Raw genomic sequence first — 24,268 nt, 5'->3', positions numbered from 1 at the left:
AAAACCCCCCTTATTCATTGATAATTTCCTCGGCAAATTCAGTGTTAACCAAATCTTGGTAAGGGATGTCTGCAGGCAGTTCTCCAGCTTCATCCATGATTACCTTTAAGTGTTCCCACATTGATTCTTCAAGAAGTGGATCTGCTGCGTAGGATCCTTGTGCTTGATAGCGTTCAACTGAATTTGTCAATAATTCTAGTTCTGTATCTGGAAAAAACGGCTGAACAATTTCAGCAATTTCAGTCGGTTCACTTGTTTGAACGAATTGTTGAGCGCGATAAATCGCCCGTGTGAATTGTAAGATTGTATCTGGATTTTCTGTTAAAAAAGTATCCTTTGCCATAAATACAGTGTAAGGTACTTGACCAGATTCTTCTCCAAATGAAGCGACAATATGACCAACGCCATCTTGTTCAAATTGACTAGCCGTTGGCTCGAATAATTGAACATAATCGCCAACTCCTCCTAAAAAGGAAGACGCCACGTTAGCAAAATCAATATTTTGAATTAAATTTAAATCGTTTTGTGGATCAATATCATGTATTTTTAACACATACTCACCAACCATTTGAGGCATTCCGCCTACTCGTTGACCTAAGAATTCTGTTCCAACTAAGTCAGTAAAGGAAAAATCCTCAACTTCCTCCCTTGAAACAAGAAAGGTTCCATCTGTTTCTGTAAGTTGAGCAAAATTAACAATTGGATCATCTGAACCTTGGCTTGCAACATAAATTGATGTCTCAGCTCCGACTAAACCGATATCTGTATTATCAGATAGTAATGAAATCATTACTTTATCACCGCCGGCAATCGTTTGAAGCTCAACGTCTAATCCCTCTTCTTCAAAGTAACCGAGTTCAAGTGCTACATACTGTGGAGCATAAAAAATACTGCGTGTCACTTCCGCAATTTTGACTTCGGTCAGATCAGCTGAATGAGAACAACTGAATAAGAGAAACAATGGTATAAGAAAACCGACCAAACGAAATCGTTTTATCATAATAAATACACCCTTTTCATCATGCTTTTTATTTAGATTATGCATGATGGAGTAGGTATGTGCTGTATGAGCCAATTATCGGAGAAGGATAAATCATTCTGAATAAAATGATGGTAAAACTGTAAAATAGATGATTCCTATTTATCACAGATAACCGTCCGTATCCTATGACAATATCTAGAGTTGCGATTACTCACTCCATCGAAAAGACCTGCATGACTTACAGCCTGTAGCTCTAACCCCACTGATTGTAGTTTCGTTTGATAGTTGCTTGCTCAATCTTAAAAAAATCTTACAGTAAACGAGGAAATGTGTCACAAATTTATGTTATGATAAAAGAATGATTAAAAAATGACCTCACTGTAAATAAAAAGACAGGCACACAAGAGTGTCATAGAAAAGGGAGAAATGATAGAATGACTGTAAATCGTCGATTATTCACATCAGAATCGGTAACCGAGGGTCATCCAGATAAAATTTGTGATCAAATATCAGATGCCGTGCTTGATGCTATTTTAGCTAAGGATCCACTCGCTCGGGTTGCTTGTGAAACGACAGTTACAACAGGATTAGTTCTGGTGTCAGGCGAGATCACAACATCAACTTATGTTGATATTCCAAAAATTGTTCGTCAAACAATTAAAGATATTGGTTATATAGATGCTACATATGGTTTTGATTATGAAACATGTGCGGTATTGACAGCAATTGATGAGCAATCATCAGATATTGCAGGTGGTGTAAATAGAGCTTTAGAAGCACGTGAAGGAAAAATGAGTGATGAAGAAATTGAAGCTATTGGAGCAGGTGATCAAGGCCTCATGTTTGGCTATGCTAATAATGAAACACCCGAACTGATGCCTTTACCGATTTCATTAGCACATAAGCTTTCGAAGCGGCTCACTGATGTACGAAGAGATGGGACTATTGATTATCTTCGTCCAGATGGCAAAACACAAGTCACTGTTGAGTATGATGAAGACAATAAACCGATTCGAATTGACACAGTTGTCATTTCTACACAGCACCATGCAGAAATAAAATTACCACAAATTCAAGCGGATATTAAGGAACATGTTATTTACCCAGTTATTCCAACTGAACTTTTGGATGATGAGACAAAGTTCATTATCAATCCGTCTGGCCGTTTTGTTATTGGTGGACCTCAAGGTGATGTGGGTTTAACAGGACGTAAAATAATTGTTGATACTTATGGTGGCTATGCCCGTCATGGAGGAGGGGCCTTTAGTGGAAAAGATGCAACAAAAGTTGATCGTTCAGCTTCCTATGCCGCTCGTTATGTTGCTAAAAATATTGTGGCAACGGGACTGGCGGAAGCTTGTGAGGTTCAATTAGCTTATGCAATTGGTGTCGCCCAGCCGGTGTCGATTTCAATTAATACGTTCGGAACAGGAAAAGTAAGTGAAGAAAAATTAGTTGAAGCAGTAGGTCAATTATTTGATTTGCGTCCAGCAGGAATCATTAACATGCTGAAATTGCGCCATCCTATTTTTAAACCAACGGCTGTATATGGCCACTTTGGTCGTACAGATGTTGAATTTCCTTGGGAACGAGTAGATAAAGTAGACGAAATCAAAGCATTTATCACAGAAAATCTTTCGTAAAACCCTCACTGATTGAAGTTTCGTTTTATCGGTTAACTATCATGATAATCATTAATCAAAAGGGACCAGCTGGTCTCTTTTTTGAAGGATAGAAAAGCTGCTTTAGCATTTACATCGCTAGAAAAGCCTGGTTTACCACCACACTTAAAGATCTTTGACTAACTCCCACATCTGTGGGAATATCGAAGTTACCACAAGCTTGTGGAAATAAAGCCTTAGCTTTTCTAATAGTTTACTAATCAACGGATTAACTCTCAAGAATAAAATAGCAATTAATGGATATGATAAGCTGTAAGATAAACAGTTAAATTGTTTTTAAGGAATACCTTTCCGCAATTTAACAAACTGGCTTAGAGTCATGCCATTTTAGTCATAAGTAATGGACGATCAATCTGATTTGAAAATGGAGCGAAAATTATGAATGAAAATAGTTATCGATCTGCCACTAAATTAGCAAAAACAGCTTTGAAAATAATTATACCAGCTGTTAATCAAGAGCTCAGTTATTGGCAAGATAAAGCAAGCAAAATTCCTAATTCAGCTTTACGAAATCAAGCCCTGATGAGTATTGAGTCAAAAGCATTTCATTGCCAAGGGGGTAGTATCTACGCTGTTTTAGCAGGTGATCATTGGCGGGAAGCGGTTTCCTTTATTGTTGCTTATCAAACCATCAGTGACTATTTGGACAATCTTTGCGATCGAAGTGATTCGCTTGATGCAGCTGATTTTCGCTCTTTACACCAATCCATGCTAAATGCCGTTAAGCTATCAGAAGATCAACCGAATTATTATCAATATCGGCAGGATCAAAATGATGGTGGTTATTTAAGTGATCTTGTCTTGGTTTGTCAAAAATACTTACGACAAATAAAGAATGATCCATTGTTAAAAAAGTACCTGCTTAGACTTACTTCCAGTTATATCGATTTACAAGTAAATAAACATGTAAACCCGAATGAACGAGTTGATCGATTAAAGGCTTTATTTGATAAGGCAGAACTTTCGGACTCGAGCTTAACTTGGTATGAGTATGCGGCATCAACAGGATCGACTTTAACGATTTTTTGTCTGGTCAGCTATGGGTTAAAACAGAAAAAGTTAAATGAAATCGACGTGGAAAAGGTTTACAATGGCTATTTTCCCTATTTACAAGGTTTGCATATATTACTCGATTATTTAATTGATCAAGAAGAGGATTTAATGGAAGGTGATTTAAACTTTTGTTTTTATTACCCTAACCAGGACAAGTTGAAGGAGCGCTTCTTTTATTTTATTAGGCAAACAAAGAATGCAGTTGCTGATTTACCTGATGCCCATTTTCATCGTCTTGTTTATCAAGGACTAATTGCTTTATATTTAGCTGATTCAAAAATCAATGATGTAAATAATGGTAAAGAAATAAGAAATACTTTATTAAAGGCAGGGGGAGTTAGATCTTACTTTTTTTATTATGTTATCAAATCGTTCTATCGCTATAAAAACAGACCGATTAAGTAAATTTACTTAATCGGTCTGTTTCTTCTCGATGGCTAATATAAAAGGTGGCTTATTTTTTTGATTGATGAAACCATATTGAAGGACATTAAATTCTCTTTGTTCAAGCTGTGATAAATGATTTAATAAGGTAGCTTTTTCAACTTCTCCTCCTGGATGTCCATGATAGACTACACATACAATGATTCCTCCGGGTTTTAAATGGGAAATGATTTGGTCAATAGCTGAGAGTGTCTCAGCTGGTTTGGTAATAATCGTTTTATCACTACCAGGTAAATAACCTAAATTAAAGATTGCGGCGGTAATTCTACCATGATCTTCTTGAGCAAGATATTGATTTAGATGCTGGTGTCCATCATGGATCAATTGAACATTAGCTAAAGATTCTGATTGGAGCTTTTGCTTTGTTTGTTCAATTGCTTCGAGCTGAATGTCAAAGGCATAGACCTTTCCGTGTTCTCCAGTTGCTCGGCAAAGCATAACAGTATCATGCCCATTTCCGCATGTTGCATCAATCACAACGTCTCCCGGCTTGACAGCACACTGAATTAATTCATGTGCATATGGAATGACACGTTTTAACATGATAATATAGTCGGAAGCTGGTTATAGTATTTACCTTGATAACTATTTCGTTTAAGTAATTCAGCATCAATCGCATTTAAAACTTCCCACTTATCCATGCTCCACATGGGACCAATCAATAATTCAGGAGGCCCATCCCCAGTAATTCGATGAATAATCATTTCTTGTGGTAAAATCTCAAGCTGATCAACAACCAATTCGATATACTGCTCCTTCGTCATAAATTGAAGCAAGCCTTTTTCGTATTGCTTGACCATCGGGGTCCCTTTTAAGAGATGCATCATATGAATTTTTATACCTTGGACGTCCATCTCACTTACGGCTTTGGCTGTTTCCATCATCATATGATAGTCTTCACCAGGCAGTCCGTTAATAATATGTGAACAAACATTAATGTTATGCTTCCGAAGCTTTTCAACTCCGTCCAAATAACATTGCATATCATGTGCCCGATTAATTAGGTCTGATGTAGATTGGTGCATTGTTTGTAAACCGAGTTCAACCCACAGATAAGTTCGTTCATTTAATTCAGCTAAATATTCAACAACATCATCTGGCAAACAGTCTGGTCGTGTCCCAATTGATAAACCAACAACATTGTCCTGTCGTAAAATCAATTCATATTTTTCCCTCAGTTCCTCAACAGGCGCGTGGGTATTCGTATAAGCTTGGAAATAGCCCATATATTTTGCATTTGGCCATTTAAGGTGCATTTTATCTTTCACTTCATTAAATTGAGTGATTAAATCGTCATTTCGATCACCAGCAAAATCACCACTTCCAGCAGCAGAGCAGAAGGTACATCCTCCGTGAGCGACAGTACCATCTCGGTTTGGACAGTCAAAGCCACCATCTAAAGCTACTTTGAATATTTTTTCACCGAAAATATTTTTTAAATGATAATTCCATGAGTGGTATCGTTTTTGATCAAATGAATATGGAAATGGGTTTTTCACAATTAAGAACTCCTTCATTAAAATAAATTTTCTTTGGTCATTTTAACATAGGCTCGTTGAATAAGCACGAGTGATGTCTTTCAATGACCACTTTATTTTCCATGGTTATTCATATATAATCGTTATTAGGATAGTAACGAGTTTATTGAATTATTTATACTTGAAAATTTTGAAATTTCAGCGAAAATGCTATTTTATGAAGCAGAGATTTTAGCGTTTTAAGTATAAGTAAACTGAACACTTCAAAGGTCTTCGACTAAGTTCCCCACTTCCTCGAAAATAAAGCTCCATTTTTTTCGTGCGATGTATCGTTCCGAAGCTTTCCTTGTCCTATGGGAACGTCGAAACCAGCACATCCATGTGCTAGTGAGTGAAAGTAAATTTTTCTAATGAGTAGGGGGGATATTAAGTGGGTAGAAAACTTAGAAGATCACGTAATGACAAAGTTATATTTGGTGTATGTGGTGGGATTGCTCAATTTTTCGGAATATCAAGTAACCTTGTTAGAGTACTGTTTTTTATACTGCCTAGCAATGTCATTATATATATGTTGCTCGCTCTTTTTCTTACAGAAGAAATGGTCTAATAAAGTGGAACTTCATTAAGTGGGGGTTTTTCGAGGTATAAATTTTTTGAGTGGAGCAAGTAATTGCACTAATTAAGGCTGCTTTAGTATTTCCAATGTTTAGAAAGACTTGGCACATCGCCAAGTCTTTCTGGCGAATGCCATCGTTTGACTTAGACGATCGCCAATATAATCTTTTATTTCTTTGATCGTGCAAGAAAAAGTTTTTTCTTATTCTGAGCCCCAGTCCCAAGGCGTGGTGTTTTTGTCGGGTAGTCAGTTACACTGTGATAACTTATAACTTTTTAAAAATATAATCTAACCTTTCATATTTAAAAGATATCTTTCTAACCCTAATTTTTAGTAAGTATGTCTTGCTAAACCAGTAGGGTTGAAAATATGAGCAAAAAAATAAATATAATAACTACCTAGCTTTTACACACTAAAATCAGTAACTAAATCCTGATCGTGTTGGGTTGATGGATTATTCATCATCCATATCGGTTTTGTAATTTGGGACATTTAAGAGGCAAAGATTCCCTTCTACAATAACTTGATTCACCTGCCTTTCAAGCTATACTTGACAAACAACAAGTATTTCCTTAAAATACTGTTAAATAAAAGGAACGACAATGAGAAGGAATAGTAGTAACATCGGTAAGTTTAAGAGAGATAACGATTGCTGGAAGTTATCCTTACCTATTATGAACTCACCTTTTGAGGTCGCGATTGTGAACGAATAGTAGTAATCGCCGTATTCTGCGTTAAAGAGATAAAGTGAACACTAATTAGTGGTGTTAAACTTGGGTGGTACCGCGGGAAATTCTCGTCCCATTTTTGGGATGAGGATTTTTTTTATTATTCACGAACTGATGTTCTTGGAAAATTGATTATGAAAGTTGAAAATATGGAGGAGGATCAATCTCATGGTATTTAATCATAAGGAAATTGAAACAAAATGGAGTCAGTATTGGCTAACAAACAAAACATTTAAAACAGATAGTCAATCAAAGAAAGAAAAATTCTATGCACTGGACATGTTTCCGTATCCATCAGGAGCTGGATTACATGTTGGTCATCCAGAGGGTTATACAGCAACTGATATTTTATCACGTATGAAGCGGATGCAAGGCTATGAAGTATTACATCCAATGGGATGGGATGCTTTTGGGTTACCAGCTGAACAATATGCCCTTGATACAGGAAATGATCCAGCTGAATTTACTGAAAAGAACATTGAAACATTTAAACGACAAATTCAAGAATTAGGATTTTCTTATGATTGGGATCGTGAAATTAGTACAACAGATCCGAACTATTATAAATGGACACAATGGATTTTCCTAAAATTGTATGAGCAAGGCTTAGCCTATATTGATGAAGTTCCTGTTAATTGGTGCCCTGCTTTGGGAACTGTGTTGGCTAATGAAGAAGTCATTGATGGGGTGAGTGAACGAGGAGGGCATCCGGTAGAGCGAAAGCCAATGAAACAGTGGATGCTCCGTATTACAGCTTATGCTGATCGTTTACTTGAAGACTTAGAAGAGCTTGATTGGCCAGAAAGTATTAAAGACATGCAACGTCACTGGATTGGACGATCAGAAGGCGCTAATGTTATTTTTGATATTGATGGTCATGAGGATGATTTTACTGTCTTTACAACACGTCCAGATACATTATTTGGTGCAACCTATGCTGTATTAGCACCAGAGCATCCTCTTGTTGGAAAAATTGTCACAGAAGAGCAAGCGACAGCTGTTAACAATTATCTTGAAAAAGTCAAAACGAAAAGTGATTTAGAACGAACAGACTTAGCTAAAGAAAAAACAGGAGTTTTTACAGGAGCCTATGCGATTAACCCTATTAATAATAAAAGAATTCCAATCTGGATAGCTGACTATGTCTTAATTAGTTATGGTTCAGGGGCGATTATGTCTGTTCCGGCTCATGATCAACGTGATTATGAATTTGCTAAGACTTTTGATTTAGAAATTATTCCAGTTTTAGAAGGCGGTAATGTAGAAATTGAAGCCTATTCTGGAGATGGAAAACATATAAACTCTGGCTTTCTTGATGGTTTAAACAAAGAGACTGCAATTAATCAAACGATTCAATGGCTCGAAAAAGAAGGTAAAGGTGAGAAAAAAGTTACTTATCGTTTGCGTGACTGGCTTTTTAGTCGGCAACGTTATTGGGGTGAACCAATCCCAATTATTCATTGGGAAAACGGAACAATAACTGGAGTTGATGAAAGTGAGCTGCCACTTGTTTTACCTAAAACAACGGAGATCAAACCATCAGGTACTGGTGAATCACCATTAGCTAATATTGATGATTGGGTCAATGTTGTTGATCCAGAAACAGGAATGAAAGGTCGTCGTGAAACCAATACAATGCCACAGTGGGCAGGGAGCTGTTGGTATTATATGCGTTTTATTGATCCAAATAATGCAGATATACTTGCTGATTTTGATCTGTTAAATGAATGGTTACCTGTTGATATTTATATTGGTGGGGCAGAACATGCGGTCCTTCATTTGCTGTATGCACGTTTTTGGCATAAATTTCTCTATGACATTGGTGTTGTTCCAACTAAGGAACCTTTCCAAAGGCTTTATAACCAAGGAATGATTCTTGGCGAAGGTAATGAAAAAATGAGTAAATCCAAAGGTAATGTAGTTAATCCTGATGAGATCATCGAAAGTCACGGAGCAGATACATTACGATTATATGAGATGTTTATGGGACCACTTGATGCATCCATCGCATGGTCAGAAACAGGATTAGATGGAGCACGTCGTTTTCTAGATCGAATCTGGCGTTTATTGATTGATGAAACAACCAACACGTTAACAGATAAGATTGTGAACGATGCAGCCGACAGTAGTCTTGAAAAAGTTTATCACGAAACAGTAAAGTTGGTTACCGATAATTTTGAGAGTCTGAAGTTTAATACGGCAATATCACAAATGATGGTTTTTATCAATGAAGCCTATAAAATAAAAGAATTACCAAGAGAATATATTGAAGGTTTTGTGAAACTACTATCGCCAGTCGCTCCACATTTAGCAGAGGAGCTTTGGAGTAAGTTAGGTTTTAATGAAACCATTGCTTATCAAGGTTGGCCAAAATACGATGAAGCAAAACTGGTAGAAGCTGAAATAGAAATTGTCGTTCAAATTCTAGGGAAGAATAGAGCAAAAATGGTGATTGATAAAAATGCTACAAAAGAAGAAATAGAAAAATTAGCATTAGAAAATGAAACCATTCAAGAAAAAATAGCCGGCAAAACGATTCGTAAGGTTATTGTTGTACCAGGAAAATTAGTCAATATCGTAGCCAATTAAGATGGCTAGATGGGAGTGTGTAATGAAAAAGTCATTCAACGGCTTTTTACACGACTCTTTAAAAGGAGACTTACTGGCTAATGATTTAAATGACTTTTTTGCTTGATCTCGCACAAACCATATATTTGTTGTATAGATTCTGAAATTCGTGAATGAATTTCAGATTGCATGTATAATCCAAATGTTTCTATCCAAATCAGCATCACTTCATTCGATAATGACAAATAGATGAGTGAATATTAAAAGAAGCTGTTGCGCAATGAAGAATAAATTGTGCAACAGCTTCTTTCTTTGTCAATACTGGAAGTTTGATACTTTCTATTCAGTTTTTTGACTTGGAATTTTGCTTAAGATGTCGGATGGAAGGGTTCTATCCAACATTTTGGGTTACGATTTCGATTGAAATATTGAATGGAAGCTCCCTATCCCACTTTTCGACTTGCAATTTCAATCAAAACATCGGATAGAAGTTTTACTCAGCTTCTCTAGATGGAAATTAAGATTGTGAACTAGTTTTGCTATGGATAAAAAAGATGAGCTCGTTCAGTGAACGAAGTGGAATCTAAATTCGTTAATAAAGAGGTTCAACTAATTTGAAAAAAATATAAAAAACTCTTGACTTTCGAATTAAAACTACGTAGAATATTTCTTGTTGTCAACAGAACTTCAAATTAAATCTTGATTGACAAAATGATGAGTTTTATGCTACAATTATTATGCTGTCGAGATAAGATAGCAACTATTGATCTTTGAAAACTGAATCCAAACAACCATTAAGTTAAGTAAAGAAGTAAGAAGAAGCTAGTGCTTCAAAACAGAGTAGAAGAGATGCTCATTCAATATTATTGAGAGTTTGATCTTGGCTCAGGATGAACGCTGGCGGCGTGCCTAATACATGCAAGTCGAGCGCGTGAAACCCTTTCGATCTCTTCGGAGTGATAAAGGGTGGAACGAGCGGCGGACGGGTGAGTAACACGTGGGCAACCTACCTATGAGACGGGGATAACTCGCGGAAACGCGAGCTAATACCGGATAAGACCTCTGATTACCTAATGAGAGGATAAAAGGCGGCTTAAAGCTGTCACTGATAGATGGGCCCGCGGCGCATTAGCTAGTTGGTGAGATAACAGCTCACCAAGGCAACGATGCGTAGCCGACCTGAGAGGGTGATCGGCCACACTGGGACTGAGACACGGCCCAGACTCCTACGGGAGGCAGCAGTAGGGAATCTTCCGCAATGGACGAAAGTCTGACGGAGCAACGCCGCGTGAACGAAGAAGGTTTTCGGATCGTAAAGTTCTGTTGTTAGGGAAGAACAAGTAGGAGAGTCACTGCTCGTACCTTGACGGTACCTAACGAGAAAGCCCCGGCTAACTACGTGCCAGCAGCCGCGGTAATACGTAGGGGGCAAGCGTTGTCCGGAATTATTGGGCGTAAAGCGCGCGCAGGCGGTTTTTTAAGTCTGATGTGAAATCTTGCGGCTCAACCGTAAGCGGTCATTGGAAACTGGAGAACTTGAGGACAGAAGAGGAGAGTGGAATTCCACGTGTAGCGGTGAAATGCGTAGAGATGTGGAGGAACACCAGTGGCGAAGGCGACTCTCTGGTCTGTAACTGACGCTGAGGTGCGAAAGCGTGGGGAGCGAACAGGATTAGATACCCTGGTAGTCCACGCCGTAAACGATGAGTGCTAGGTGTTAGGGGGTTTCCGCCCCTTAGTGCTGGCGTTAACGCATTAAGCACTCCGCCTGGGGAGTACGGCCGCAAGGCTGAAACTCAAAAGAATTGACGGGGACCCGCACAAGCGGTGGAGCATGTGGTTTAATTCGAAGCAACGCGAAGAACCTTACCAGGTCTTGACATCCTTATGACCGCTTTAGAGATAAAGCTTTCCCTTCGGGGACATAAGTGACAGGTGGTGCATGGTTGTCGTCAGCTCGTGTCGTGAGATGTTGGGTTAAGTCCCGCAACGAGCGCAACCCTTAACCTTAGTTGCCAGCATTCAGTTGGGCACTCTAAGATGACTGCCGGTGACAAACCGGAGGAAGGTTGGGATGACGTCAAATCATCATGCCCCTTATGACCTGGGCTACACACGTGCTACAATGGAGGGTACAAAGGGCAGCGAAGCCGCGAGGTGAAGCCAATCCCAGAAAACCCTTCACAGTTCGGATTGCAGGCTGCAACTCGCCTGCATGAAGCCGGAATCGCTAGTAATCGTGGATCAGCATGCCACGGTGAATACGTTCCCGGGTCTTGTACACACCGCCCGTCACACCACGAGAGTTAGCAACACCCGAAGTCGGTGAGGTAACCCTATGGGAGCCAGCCGCCGAAGGTGGGGCCAATGATTGGGGTGAAGTCGTAACAAGGTAGCCGTATCGGAAGGTGCGGCTGGATCACCTCCTTTCTAAGGAAAATCAGAGCTAGACTGATTAATAGGAACATCTAACTTGAGTTTAGATGATACTTAACACATGTGTTGTTTGGTTCAGTTTTGAGAGATCAATCTCTCAAGCAAGTATTGTACCTTGAAAACTAGATAAGAAATATGACAAGACATCAAATCAAGTAAGAACAAGTCTTTTTTACTGTAAAGCGTGCAAACGCAACTTAGTTAAGTAAGAAAGGGCGCACGGTGGATGCCTTGGCACTAGGAGCCGAAGAAGGACGGGACGAACACCGAAATGTCTCGGGGAGCTGTACGTAAGCAAAGATCCGGGAATATCCGAATGGGGGAACCCTCTACTCGTTATGGAGTAGAGCATTTAACTGAATCCATAGGTTAAATGCGGCAGACCTGGGGAACTGAAACATCTCAGTACCCAGAGGAAGAGAAAGCAAAAGCGATTTCCTGAGTAGCGGCGAGCGAAACGGAACGAGCCCAAACCAAGAAGCTTGCTTCTTGGGGTTGTAGGACACATCACATGGAGTGAGAAAGAAATCATTTACACGAAGCGACTTGGAAAGGTCCGCGAGACAAGGTAAGAGCCCTGTAGTGGAAAAGTGATTTTCTCCGATGTGGATCCTGAGTACGGCGGAACACGAGAAATTCCGTCGGAATCCGGGAGGACCATCTCCCAAGGCTAAATACTCCCTAGTGACCGATAGTGAACCAGTACCGTGAGGGAAAGGTGAAAAGCACCCCGGGAGGGGAGTGAAAGAGAACCTGAAACCGTGTGCCTACAAGTAGTCGGAGCCCGTTAATGGGTGACGGCGTACCTTTTGTAGAATGGACCGGCGAGTGACGATTCTTTGCAAGGTTAAACCGGAAAAGGTGAAGCCGCAGCGAAAGCGAGTCTGAATAGGGCGTTTAGAGTAAAGGGTCGTCGACCCGAAACCGTGTGATCTACCCATGTCCAGGGTGAAGGTCAGGTAACACTGACTGGAGGCCCGAACCCACGTATGTTGAAAAATGCGGGGATGAGGTGTGGGTAGGGGTGAAATGCCAATCGAACACGGAGATAGCTGGTTCTCTCCGAAATAGCTTTAGGGCTAGCCTCAAGGCATGTATTCTGGAGGTAGAGCACTGATTGAACGAGGGGCCCTTACCGGGTTACCGAATTCAGTCAAACTCCGAATGCCAGAGATATATCCTTGGGAGTCAGACTGTGGGTGATAAGGTTCATAGTCGAGAGGGAAACAACCCAGACCGTCAGCTAAGGTCCCCAAGTATACGTTAAGTGGAAAAGGATGTGGCGTTGCCCAGACAACCAGGATGTTGGCTTAGAAGCAGCCATCATTGAAAGAGTGCGTAATAGCTCACTGGTCGAGTGACGCTGCGCCGAAAATGTACCGGGGCTAAACGTATCACCGAAGCTACGGATTGTTCGTTGAACAATGGTAGGAGAGCGTTGTAAGGGCTGAGAAGTCAGACCGAGAGGACTGGTGGAGCGCTTAGAAGTGAGAATGCCGGTATGAGTAGCGAAAAAGAAGTGAGAATCTTCTTCACCGAAAGCCTAAGGTTTCCTGAGGAAGGCTCGTCCACTCAGGGTTAGTCAGGACCTAAGCCGAGGCCGACAGGCGTAGGCGATGGACAACAGGTGGATAGTCCTGTACCACCTCGTGGCCGTTAAGAGCAAGGGGGGGACGCAGAAGGATAGGGAAAGCGCGCGATTGGAAGAGCGCGCCCAAGCCATGAGTCAGTCAGATAGGCAAATCCGTCTGACCTAATGACCAGTGGTGATGGGGAAGGAAATCAAGTACTGAAGTTCCCGATTTCACACTGCCAAGAAAAGCCTCTAGCCAGGACACAGGTGCCTGTACCGCAAACCGACACAGGTAGGCGAGATGAGAATTCTAAGGTGAGCGGGAGAACTCTCGTTAAGGAACTCGGCAAAATGACCCCGTAACTTCGGGAGAAGGGGTGCTTCTTGCATGAGAAGCCGCAGTGAAAAGGCCCAAGCGACTGTTTAGCAAAAACACAGGTCTCTGCGAAGCCGAAAGGCGAAGTATAGGGGCTGACACCTGCCCGGTGCTGGAAGGTTAAGGGGATGCGTTAGCGTCAGCGAAGCGTTGAACTGAAGCCCCAGTGAACGGCGGCCGTAACTATAACGGTCCTAAGGTAGCGAAATTCCTTGTCGGGTAAGTTCCGACCCGCACGAAAGGTGCAACGACTTGGGCACTGTCTCAACGAGAGACCCGGTGAAATTATACTATGCGTGAAAATGCGCATTACCCGCGACAGGACGGAAAGACCCCGTGGAGCTTTACTGTAGCCTGATATGGAATGTCGGCATCCTTTGTACAGGATAGGTGGGAGCCGTTGAAACGTGAGCGCTAGCTTACGTGGAGGCGCCGGTGGGATACCACCCTGAGGGTGTTGACCTTCTAACCCAGGACCGTGATCCGGTTCGGAGACAGTGTCAGGCAGGCAGTTTGACTGGGGCGGTCGCCTCCCAAAAAGTAACGGAGGCGCCCAAAGGTTCCCTCAGAATGGTTGGAAATCATTCAACGAGTGTAAAGGCAGAAGGGAGCTTGACTGCGAGACCGACAAGTCGAGCAGGGACGAAAGTCGGGCTTAGTGATCCGGCGGTGCCGTATGGAAGGGCCGTCGCTCAACGGATAAAAGCTACCCCGGGGATAACAGGCTTATCTCCCCCAAGAGTCCACATCGACGGGGAGGTTTGGCACCTCGATGTCGGCTCATCGCATCCTGGGGCTGTAGCCGGTCCCAAGGGTTGGGCTGTTCGCCCATTAAAGCGGTACGCGAGCTGGGTTCAGAACGTCGTGAGACAGTTCGGTCCCTATCCGTCGTGGGCGTTTGGAAGTTTGAGAGGAGCTGTCCTTAGTACGAGAGGACCGGGATGGACATACCGCTGGTGTACCAGTTGTTCCGCCAGGAGCATGGCTGGGTAGCTACGTATGGAAAGGATAAGTGCTGAAAGCATCTAAGCATGAAGCCTCCCTCAAGATGAGACTTCCCATCATTAGAGTAAGATCCCTCAGAGACGATGAGGTAGATAGGTTCGAGGTAGAAGCATGGTGACATGTGAAGCTGACGAATACTAATCGATCGAGGACTTAACTAAATTAAAAAGCGGAGTCATCCGTTTAACAACGCAGTGGCTGGAGGCTATCAACTGAGATAAAGGAATCAAGATGAACGAGAGTAAATCGTTGATGACTTATCGTAGGGCGATAGGCGAAGACACCCAGTTGTTGGATGACAGAGCTAGATTAATACCAAAAGGCTGAACCGACCGTTTAGCAACACCGCTGCTGGGTCAGTGAAGCTGGATTATATGATTTGACTTGTCCGATGCGTTTCTTATCTAGTTTTCAGGGTATGACCTGAACAAATGAATATGTTGATTTAGTGACAATAGCGAAGAGGTCACACCTGTTCCCATACCGAACACAGCAGTTAAGCTCTTCAGCGCCGATGGTAGTTGGGTTTTCCCTGCGAGAGTAGGACGTCGCTAAGCTATATAAAAACCTCAAGATAACAAATTCTTGAGGTTTTTAATTTTTACAATAAAATTCTTTAATAATATTAGAGTGATAAAAAACGGCTTCCGAACAAATCAATGTGTTATTGGCAATTGATTTTCTGCTCTCTATTTATTATAGTTCATTCTCACCTAGAATATTTGAAGTGGAAGACTTACGATAGATAAAGAATGCTAGTGTTGACGATACGATAGATAAGAGCGCCTTAAGTCAATCGGTCAGTTTAAGGTGAGATAAAATTGTATAGCAATATTATTACGTCATCACCCAAAAAAGCGTGCGAATGTGAGTTTTTACTTATTGTAACCCATTTTTAAATTGACATTTGCCAAGCTGCATTTTGACCAGCTAATCTTCCAGTGACGAGAGCAGCGGTGATATTATAACCACCAGTATAACCATGAATATCTAGTATTTCTCCACAAAAAAATAGTCGCTCGACAAACTTGGAGGCCATCGTTGTTGGGACAATTTCTTTTATTGAAATGCCGCCACCGGTAACAAATGCTTTTTCAATGGGTAAGCTCCCGTGAATAATTACTTCAAACTCTTTTAAATCTTTGATGATAGCACGAAGTTGTTCTTGTGAAAAATTAGCACACTTAAGCTCTGGATTAATGTTATTTTTTTCTAAAATAAATAATAAATATCGCTCAGGTACAATACCTTTCAAGACATTTTTAATTGATTTTTTTCCTGACTCGTTAATTAATTGACGATAAATTTCGTATAATTGCTCTTTATTTTGGTCAGGTATAGCATCAATATAAACACTGACCTGCTGATGATCTTGATTTAGCAATTTAACAACAAACTGTGAGCATCTTAAAACGGCAGGACCAGATATGCCAAAATGGGTAAATAACATGTCCATTTGATGTGAAATAATCTGTTTATTTGCTTTATTTTTAACAGTTAAGCAGACATCTCGTAATGCTAATCCTTGGAGTGTTTTTTCTTTAATAAATAATTGATTTGATAATAAGGGTACTTCTGTTGGATAGAGATCAGTAATAGTATGACCGGCTTTTTTTGCCCAAGGATAACCATCTCCGGTACTGCCAGTGTAGGGGACAGCCTTGCCCCCAACTGCAATCACAATTGATTTTGCATTAATCTTCGTTTGATTCGCTAAGATAACAGTATGTAAGTCTATACCATAATCAAGTGCCATGACGGAAGTATTGGTCATCACTTTAACATTTAATTGCTCTAACTTTGTCAGTAAGGCTTGAACGACATCTTTTGCTGAGTTGCTAGCTGGAAACATTCGTCCATGATCTTCTTCTTTTAATTTAACACCTAAATTTTCGAAAAAATCAATGATATCCTCATTGTCAAAAACAGAGAACGCACTATAAAGGAATTGTCCATTACCAGGAATATGTTCAATTATTTTTTCTTTAGGTAAACGACTCGTTACATTACATCGTCCACCACCTGATATTGCCAATTTATTACCTAATTTATTTCCTTTTTCTATTAAAATTGTTCGAGCGCCTTGTTCGGCTGCTCCAATGGCAGCCATCAATCCTGATGGTCCGCCTCCAATAATAGCTACATCATATTCCATTTATTTCTTCCTTTCTTTAATAAAATAAAACGGGTTATTGATTGTTTAGTATCCATCTATAAAGTAGAATATATGTTAAAATGAATAGAGTTGTCAAAGAAAAAACTAAAATGATAAGAAAGTCGAAAAAGAATAAAGGTGAAATTATGTCAAAAAACACAATGATTCGCGGGACGGTTTTATTAACGTCAGCAATATTTATTTCAAAATTTCTAGGGATGATTTATACGATTCCTTTTGAAACATTAGTAGGTGCAGCCGGAGGAAAATTATATGGCTTAGCCTATGGTCCCTATACCATATTCATTAGCTTATCGACAATTGGTATTCCATCAGCTGTTTCTAAATTTATTGCAAAGTATAATTCATTAGGCGATTATCAGACAAGTCGTTACATGTACAAATTAGCTTTACGTTTAATGGCTATAACTGGGATTGTCGCATTTACTATTCTATTTTTTGGTGCTAATTTATTAGCTAGAATTTATATTCCAGAGAACTCTGAAGGGATAACAGTGGCTGATGTTGCTATGGTAATTAGAATGGTCAGCTTTGCCTTGTTAATTATCCCGCCCATGGGTATAACACGTGGTTTTTTTCAAGGTCATCAATCAATGGGACCAACTGCGATTTCTCAGGTTATTGAACAGATCGTAAGAGTTGCTTTCTTATTGATCTCTGTTTATGTCGTGATCAATGTGTTTGGGGGTACAATTACAACAGCAGTAGGATTTGCAACCTTCTCAACTTTTATCGGTGCTGTAGCATCTGCTTTGATTTTGATCTGGTATTGGAACAATAGAAAGCGACATCTTGATGTCTATGTTGAACAGCAACAGGTAAAACGCACAACATTATCAACACGAGAATTATTTAGCGAATTGTTTAGCTACGCCGGTCCGTTTGTTTTTGTTGGATTAGCGATACCATTATATCAACAAATTGATGCGATAACTTTTACAAGGACTTTAATGAATTTGGGATATGATCAAGCGATTATTGATCATGGCTTTTCAAATATTAATCTCTATGGTCATAAATTAATTATGATTCCAATTACATTGGCTACAGGGACGTCTTTAGCTGCCTTGCCGACCTTAACCAAGTCATTTGTTGATCGTGATCATGAATCACTTTTTCGCCAAATTAATCAGTCATTGCAGATCATTATGCTGTTAATTTTACCAGCGGTTATTGGAATGTCATTATTAGCTAATGAAATCTGGGGTGCCTTTTATTCAATAAATGAGTACATTGATTTGAACGGTCATCTCTTAAGTTGGTATGCACCGGTCGCTTTATTTTTCGCCTTATTTACTGTCACTGCGTCGATTCTGCAAGGTATTAACCAACAACGGTTTGCGATCTATAGCTTACTTTTAGGTCTTGTATTAAAAAGTATCTTTAATGTTCCTTTTATGCATTGGTTTGGACCGGAGGGTGCTGTGATTATGACCGGTGTTGCTTCATTAGTAACTGTAATTGCTAATTTATGGTGTATAAAAACAGCTATCCAATTTCCGTTAAAGCAGTTGATCAAGCGTTCTATTTTAATGGGTATTTTCTGTACTTTTATGACGATAGCAGTCGTCATTATGAGATATATTTTAAGCTTTTTCATCACATATAATGATGGACGAATGGCTAATATTATAATCTTACTTATCACGGTTGTATCTGGTGCAGGAGTTTATTTGTGGTTTAGTTATCGTTCAACACTGCTTGAACATATAATCGGTGGTAGGATTCGGTTCTTGGATCGATTATTAAAGAGAGGATAGGATGAGATCAATTGCGTTTAGATAAGCTACTCTCTAATTCTGGCTATGGAAGTCGGAAAGAGGTTAAACAATTATTAAAATTGGGTCAAGTCACAGTGAATGACCAAGTGATTAGAATAGGGAAAGAACATGTTAATCCTGAAGGTGATGCCATTTTTGTCAATGGTGACCAAGTGATTTATGAAGAGTTCGTTTACTACTTGCTTCATAAGCCCGCAGGCGTAATTAGTGCAACGGAGGATTTCAAGGAAAAAACAGTCTTGGATTTATTAAGATCAAGTGATCAGCTAAAAGCTCCATTTCCAGTTGGCCGATTAGATAAAGATACAGAAGGATTGCTATTATTAACAAATGATGGGAAACTAGCCCATCATTTGTTATCTCCTAAAAATGATATCGGTAAAACATATTTTGCAAAAATTGATCAAGAAGTCACAGAAGAAGATCAATTGGCTTTTAAGCAAGGACTCATACTTGATGATGGTTATCAAACAAAGCCAGCTGATTTAGTGATTTTAGAAACTGGATCCAATTCTGAGATTGAGTTAACGATAACTGAGGGCAAGTTTCATCAAGTGAAGAGAATGTTTGAATCTATTGGCAAGCGCGTACTTTATTTAAAACGAATCGCAATCGCAGGGTGGAAATTAGATGAGGAACTGAAAAAAGGAGAATATCGACGTTTAAGCGAAGCAGAAATTACTTATCTAAAGCAGCTCAAATAATACTATGCAAAAAAATAAGCTGACGGCAAATGTCAGCATGACAAATCATAAACAATGGTATTACGAAATCTTAACTTTCTTTTTTGTAATGTCCCATTTTCCTCTACTGGGACTTCTAACAAGACCGTTATAGGCAAGAATGTTTAAATCCCTTTGAACCGTTCGATCAGTGATATCAAATTCTGCAGCAATTTCTGAAGTTGTCACTGGACCATGCTTTCGGATAAATAAATAAACAGCCTTGATACGAGTAAGCATCCTTGTTGTCGGTTGACTCAAAAAACCACTCCTTAATAAAAACATTAGAATTGTGGTGTTACTGAATCTCTTTAGTGTCATTTTACACCTTTCTATTTAATCTGGCTAGCTATCTGGTTGAAATTTTACAAATTCTTAAACTAATCCGATATAATAAAAGAGAAGTTACTCTGTCTTTTGATAAGCTCAATATAGATGAGGTGTTGTAAACCATGGGACAATTAATCAAATTGGAGAACTATATTTCACGATATCAACGCGATATCTTTCATTATCCAAGTCAATATCTGCGTCTAAAACATGAAAATTGGAAAAATTTATTTAGCATGTGGGAAGCAAAACAAGAAACCTTCTATTTAGAAAACCCTGATGAGGAGAGTACTCAACCTTCTTTTCTTGAAAAATGGAGGGAATTTTTTAATAAACGTGAAGAAATAGAAGTCGATTATCCTGAGCATCCATTACCACAAACAGAGGAGCAGTTAAAACAATTTTTCTTAGATTCTATTTACCAATTTCAATTAAATTGGGCTTCAACAACATTAAGTGAAATGTCTTTTTTAGATCGGCTTTATTATGATGACTTAGTCCTTAAATATTTTTTGCAACGTTTCCCTGATACATATTTGTTTATGTACAAGCCGATATTTAAGCTAAAGAAAGCAGTGGTTGATGCTGATCTTATTATGATCACGCCAGTTGAAATCAACGTGATTAAATTAGTTGAGCGACCATCAGAACACACGATCATTGTTGGTGATGATCGATCGTGGTTTAGTGAGCAAAATAATATCCAAACTAAATTTTTAAGTCCAATGCTATCATTGAAACGGTCAGCTAAAATTGTATCGGCTGTTTTAGATCACCAAAAACTCGACATGCCGATCAAAAAAATTGTTTTATCAAGAACAAATAAGATCAATTTCCATTTAGAACCGTTTCAAACAGAATTTATCGATCGTGACAAACATGAAGAATGGCTTCAAAAACAACGTCAATTTACCTCACCCTTAAAACATCAACAATTAAAAGTGGCTGATGCTTTATTAAAATATTCTGATACGGTTGCTGTTAATCGACCAGAATGGGACCGTACAGAAGATGATAAATCTTAGTAAGACCTAACTTTATTTATATTATAAGACTTTATCGGTGTGAGGATCGTATAAGGCAAACTAAGGTTTCCGCTTTAAGGCTTAAGCGATTTTCTAATATTCATAAGAGCGTCTTTAAGATCTTATCGGCTGTTTGATTGAATAAGGATAAAATTACCCATTGATCTTTTCACAATAAATGAGTTAAGCTTAAAGAAGATCAAAAAATAAAATTGGCTTATTGTCACCATTTTTAATGGAAAATTTGAAATGCAAGAAAGTGAGGGGAATTCCTGTGCAAAATATACTAGGAGAAGATTGGATAATAAAATCAGCGGGTGGTTCAACTGGGGAAGCCTATTATGCTCAATCAAGCCACAAGCGTTTATTCTTGAAGAGAAACTCCTCACCCTTTTTAGCTGTTCTTTCCGCACAAGGAATTGTTCCTAAATTAATTTGGACGAAGAGGTTAGAAAATGGCGATGTGATTACAGCTCAAGAATGGCTTGATGGTAGAGAAATGATTCCAGAGGTTATTCAGCATCCCAAAGTGGCTGAGCTGTTGGGACGCATCCATCATTCAACGGAATTACTAGATATGTTGACAAGGATGGGAAAAAAACCATTATATCCAATTACTCTTTATCATGAATTAGACCAATTAATTCAAGAGAATCCTGATATTTTTTGTTCAATGGTTGTTAACCGTGCATTGAATTGGATGAAAGAGCAATTAGCTGTGGTTATAAATATTAAACCCGTTGTTTGTCACTGTGATTTGAATCATAATAATTGGCTTGTAACGAATAAGGGACAATTGTATTTAATCGATTGGGATAATGCAGAGATCGCTGATCCAGCACTTGATTTAGCTATGCTTTTCAATCGTTATATTCAAGAACATGAATGGGAAAAATGGTTAACCAATTATGGAGTTAAGGGGAATGACTCATTATATATAAGAATTCATTGGTATATGATCTATGGACTGATTATGGAGCTAGATTGTGAGATAAATTTAGCTGCTTTTAATGAGAAAATTCTGCAACTTGAAAAAATCTTAAGACGAGCAAATGCCTATCTTGATTATTAGAATATCTTGGCCTATCGCCAAGCCTTTACAGTAGGGGTCCTCATTTTACTTATTCTATCATTTATAAAATTTTATCACAGATAACCGTCCGTAAAACTCGGAGCAACAATGGTTTCGTTTTATACTGTCCGATTATGCAAATAAAGATATAGCGAATCAGTGGGTAGGTTAATTCTCTCACTGATTTGTTCATGTTAGCGGATTAAAACAAAGGAGTAATGCTTGTGCGTGCTAGATATAAGCCTTGGGCTGATGATTATTTAAATGAACAAACCTCATATGTTGAATTGGAGCCTGCTGCAAATAAGGGAAGTTGGCAATCACGATTTAAACAAGAGCAGCCACTTCATTTGGAGATTGGGGCAGGGAAAGGACAATTTATTACGGGAATGGCTAAACAACATCCTGAAATTAATTTTATTGCGATTGAAGTCGCTAAAAGTGTTATCGTGTCAGCTGTTCAGAAAGTAGTTGAACTAGCTCCTGATAATGTGAAATTAATCAATGATGATGCCAAAGATTTAACGGAAATATTTACTGAAAATGAACTCGATCGAATTTATTTGAACTTTTCTGACCCATGGCCAAAGAATAGGCATGAAAAGAGACGTTTAACCTTTAAGTCCTTTTTGAGGCAGTATCAAAAAATTCTAAAAACAGATGGAGAGATCGTTTTAAAGACAGACAACAAAGCTCTATTTGAATACAGTTTAATAAGTTTTTCACAGTTTGGATTGGTTTTAGATGAAGTATGTTTAGACCTACATCATTTAAATGATCCAACAAATGTAATGACAGAGTATGAAGAGAAATTTTCTTCAAAAGGCCAGTCTATTTATCGCTGTCGTGCGAGATTTCCAAAATAAAGCGAAAAAATCTAAAAAAGAGGTAATCAGACATAAAGTGGTTACCTCTTTGTTTATGAACGAGAAAGCTAACCAGCTTTAAGAGACTATTGAAAAAGGTAAAATCTCAAAAATAAAAGCCCACTTTTAATGGTTTGGTATGCTATTAAGGAGCTAAACAACCTTTAAAATAATAGCCTAAACACATTAAAAGCGGGGAATAAATTTCTGACGTTTTAGTTTTCATTTCGTCTTTAATCCTGCGAGTCATAAATGATCGAAAAATATAACACTTTGTAGATAGCCAGATAAATATAAAATCAGTCTTTTCATCATAAAGATTTAGAAAAACACTATTTTACCTTAGCTGTTATATGATACTGCTTGTCTTCTCAGTTGAAATAATTGTACCCGTATATGCATCAACATAAAATTCAAATTGTTGATTAGCATCATTAATGGTTCGGGTGATTCCACCACGATAAACAAGATAATTCAAACCATGTAGGTTTAATTCTTCACTTTTCATATAAATCCAGGAGCCGCTTACTGCCCCGCCTTCTTTAAATTTTTCTTTGGCAAGTTTAAGTGCTTGTTCTGGTTGAACAGGCATTTCACTTATTTTTGTTTTAACAAAGTAGCCAATAGCAACACCGATACCCAGTGCGCCTAGCACTTTCCTCCAATTCATTCAATTCACCTCGATTATTAAAGTTAATGCTAGTATACATTATTTTTCTTTAATAGGAAAATGGGTTCGACATTAAAAGGATAAAATTTCAGTTTAGAAATCTATTCAATAGAATAGTTTTTTAAGACGTTCAGAGAAACTGGATTTATTTAATACAGGTACTCGCCGGTAAGCTCAGGGAAACAATGAGTTTCAATAGAGCGAGTAATCGCATTAAGGAAAGCTACCAAGTATTTGCCTCGTTAGAAAAACTTGGCTTATCGTCAAGTCTTTACGGTGAATGCCGTCGTTTTATTTATATTATCGCCGATAAAATCTTTTATTTCTTTGGTAGTGCAAGAATAAGTGGCTTACTCATTCTGAGTCACCATCAGTCGGAGTAAAGGGAACGCAGACTAAAACCGTCACATCCTGGGACTGGGACTGCGGTTACTCGTCCCACCGAAGTGATTTGCGGTTACTCGTCCCGCCGAAAAGATTTGTGACAACATCTACATGACCTACATCCTGTAGACCTAACGCCTACTAATTGAAGTTTCGTTTTATCGCAGTATAACTGGCTGCAAGCTCCACTTCATTTACTAATATGATAAACAATATATTTGAACCTATTCTATAATACCAAAAAAAGTATAACTGCAAGTGCTTCTTAGAATGAAACTTTTTTAGAGTGGAAATGAAAGTT

At 38.9% G+C, this 24,268-nt stretch carries 15 protein-coding genes, 3 rRNA genes and 1 other annotated feature; of the genes, 12 read left to right on the top strand and 6 right to left on the bottom strand.

Annotated features, from left to right (window positions below; translation table 11 throughout):
• Positions 1–10 precede the first annotated feature (10 nt).
• Positions 11–1,000 carry an ABC transporter substrate-binding protein gene (locus tag ACS127_RS16740; protein ID WP_440896153.1) on the bottom strand — a complete coding sequence of 330 codons (990 nt, stop codon included), beginning with the start codon at positions 998–1,000 and terminating at the stop codon, positions 11–13.
• Between the two features lie 416 nt (positions 1,001–1,416).
• Here ACS127_RS16740 and metK point away from each other — a divergent pair, with 416 nt between their 5' ends.
• A complete protein-coding gene (gene metK, locus ACS127_RS16735; RefSeq protein WP_440896152.1) occupies positions 1,417–2,625 on the top strand; it encodes a methionine adenosyltransferase in 1,209 nt (402 codons plus the stop codon).
• Between the two features lie 417 nt (positions 2,626–3,042).
• Entirely contained in the window at positions 3,043–4,122 is a 1,080-nt protein-coding gene (locus ACS127_RS16730; protein ID WP_440896151.1) for a tetraprenyl-beta-curcumene synthase family protein, read from the top strand.
• Positions 4,123–4,128: 6 nt separating this feature from the next.
• Here ACS127_RS16730 and ACS127_RS16725 read toward each other — a convergent pair whose 3' ends face one another.
• Positions 4,129–4,704, bottom strand: a complete 576-nt coding sequence (locus ACS127_RS16725; RefSeq protein ID WP_440896150.1) for a class I SAM-dependent methyltransferase — start codon at positions 4,702–4,704, stop codon at positions 4,129–4,131.
• A complete protein-coding gene (locus ACS127_RS16720; protein ID WP_440896149.1) occupies positions 4,698–5,678 on the bottom strand; it encodes a TIGR01212 family radical SAM protein in 981 nt (326 codons plus the stop codon). Before ACS127_RS16720 ends, ACS127_RS16725 begins: the two co-directional genes overlap by 7 nt.
• A 391-nt stretch (positions 5,679–6,069) precedes the next feature.
• Between ACS127_RS16720 and ACS127_RS16715 the strand changes: the two genes are divergently transcribed.
• From ACS127_RS16715 to rrf, 5 genes are all read left to right on the top strand, one after another.
• Entirely contained in the window at positions 6,070–6,246 is a 177-nt protein-coding gene (locus ACS127_RS16715) for a PspC domain-containing protein (protein ID WP_440896148.1), read from the top strand.
• Positions 6,247–6,848: 602 nt separating this feature from the next.
• Positions 6,849–7,062: a binding site (T-box leader), on the top strand.
• A gap of 89 nt (positions 7,063–7,151) precedes the next feature.
• A complete protein-coding gene (gene leuS, locus ACS127_RS16710) occupies positions 7,152–9,572 on the top strand; it encodes a leucine--tRNA ligase (RefSeq protein ID WP_440896147.1) in 2,421 nt (806 codons plus the stop codon).
• Between the two features lie 841 nt (positions 9,573–10,413).
• Positions 10,414–11,981 (top strand): 16S ribosomal RNA (locus ACS127_RS16705).
• Positions 11,982–12,186: 205 nt separating this feature from the next.
• A 23S ribosomal RNA gene (locus tag ACS127_RS16700) occupies positions 12,187–15,102 on the top strand.
• A 283-nt stretch (positions 15,103–15,385) separates the two neighbouring features.
• A 5S ribosomal RNA gene (rrf, locus tag ACS127_RS16695) occupies positions 15,386–15,498 on the top strand.
• Together the 16S, 23S and 5S rRNA genes form the textbook arrangement of a ribosomal RNA operon.
• 338 nt (positions 15,499–15,836) lie before the next feature.
• Here rrf and ACS127_RS16690 read toward each other — a convergent pair.
• Entirely contained in the window at positions 15,837–17,096 is a 1,260-nt protein-coding gene (locus tag ACS127_RS16690) for an NAD(P)/FAD-dependent oxidoreductase (RefSeq protein ID WP_440896146.1), read from the bottom strand.
• An 80-nt stretch (positions 17,097–17,176) separates the two neighbouring features.
• On the opposite strand from ACS127_RS16690, the gene ACS127_RS16685 reads away from it, so the two are divergent.
• Positions 17,177–18,877 (top strand): putative polysaccharide biosynthesis protein, encoded by a 1,701-nt coding sequence (locus ACS127_RS16685; RefSeq protein ID WP_440896145.1) that lies wholly within the window; start codon positions 17,177–17,179, stop codon positions 18,875–18,877.
• A gap of 11 nt (positions 18,878–18,888) precedes the next feature.
• Complete coding sequence (locus ACS127_RS16680; RefSeq protein ID WP_440896144.1) at positions 18,889–19,602, top strand: pseudouridine synthase; 714 nt, start codon at positions 18,889–18,891, stop codon at positions 19,600–19,602.
• A gap of 60 nt (positions 19,603–19,662) precedes the next feature.
• On the opposite strand, the gene ACS127_RS16675 is transcribed toward ACS127_RS16680, so the two are convergent.
• Positions 19,663–19,881, bottom strand: coding sequence for a DeoR family transcriptional regulator (locus ACS127_RS16675; protein ID WP_440896143.1), 219 nt, complete (start codon positions 19,879–19,881; stop codon positions 19,663–19,665).
• Between the two features lie 191 nt (positions 19,882–20,072).
• On the opposite strand from ACS127_RS16675, the gene ACS127_RS16670 reads away from it, so the two are divergent.
• From ACS127_RS16670 to trmB, 3 genes are all read left to right on the top strand, one after another.
• Positions 20,073–20,975, top strand: coding sequence for an NERD domain-containing protein (locus ACS127_RS16670; RefSeq protein WP_440896142.1), 903 nt, complete (start codon positions 20,073–20,075; stop codon positions 20,973–20,975).
• A gap of 274 nt (positions 20,976–21,249) precedes the next feature.
• Positions 21,250–22,047: a phosphotransferase family protein gene (locus ACS127_RS16665; protein WP_440896141.1), complete on the top strand. Its 798-nt coding sequence runs from the start codon at positions 21,250–21,252 to the stop codon at positions 22,045–22,047.
• Between the two features lie 224 nt (positions 22,048–22,271).
• The gene (trmB, locus tag ACS127_RS16660; protein ID WP_440896140.1) at positions 22,272–22,913 is read left to right on the top strand and encodes a tRNA (guanosine(46)-N7)-methyltransferase TrmB; all 642 of its coding nucleotides are present in this window, start codon (positions 22,272–22,274) and stop codon (positions 22,911–22,913) included.
• Positions 22,914–23,262: 349 nt separating this feature from the next.
• Here the strand turns inward: trmB and ACS127_RS16655 are convergent, their stop codons facing one another.
• Positions 23,263–23,583, bottom strand: a complete 321-nt coding sequence (locus tag ACS127_RS16655) for a PepSY domain-containing protein (protein ID WP_440896139.1) — start codon at positions 23,581–23,583, stop codon at positions 23,263–23,265.
• Between the last annotated feature and the right edge of the window lie 685 nt (positions 23,584–24,268).

Origin of the sequence: Amphibacillus sp. Q70, assembly GCF_052055485.1 — a bacterium.
Classification (GTDB): domain Bacteria; phylum Bacillota; class Bacilli; order Bacillales; family Amphibacillaceae; genus Amphibacillus.
This window is presented reverse-complemented; position numbering and strand designations above follow the sequence as displayed.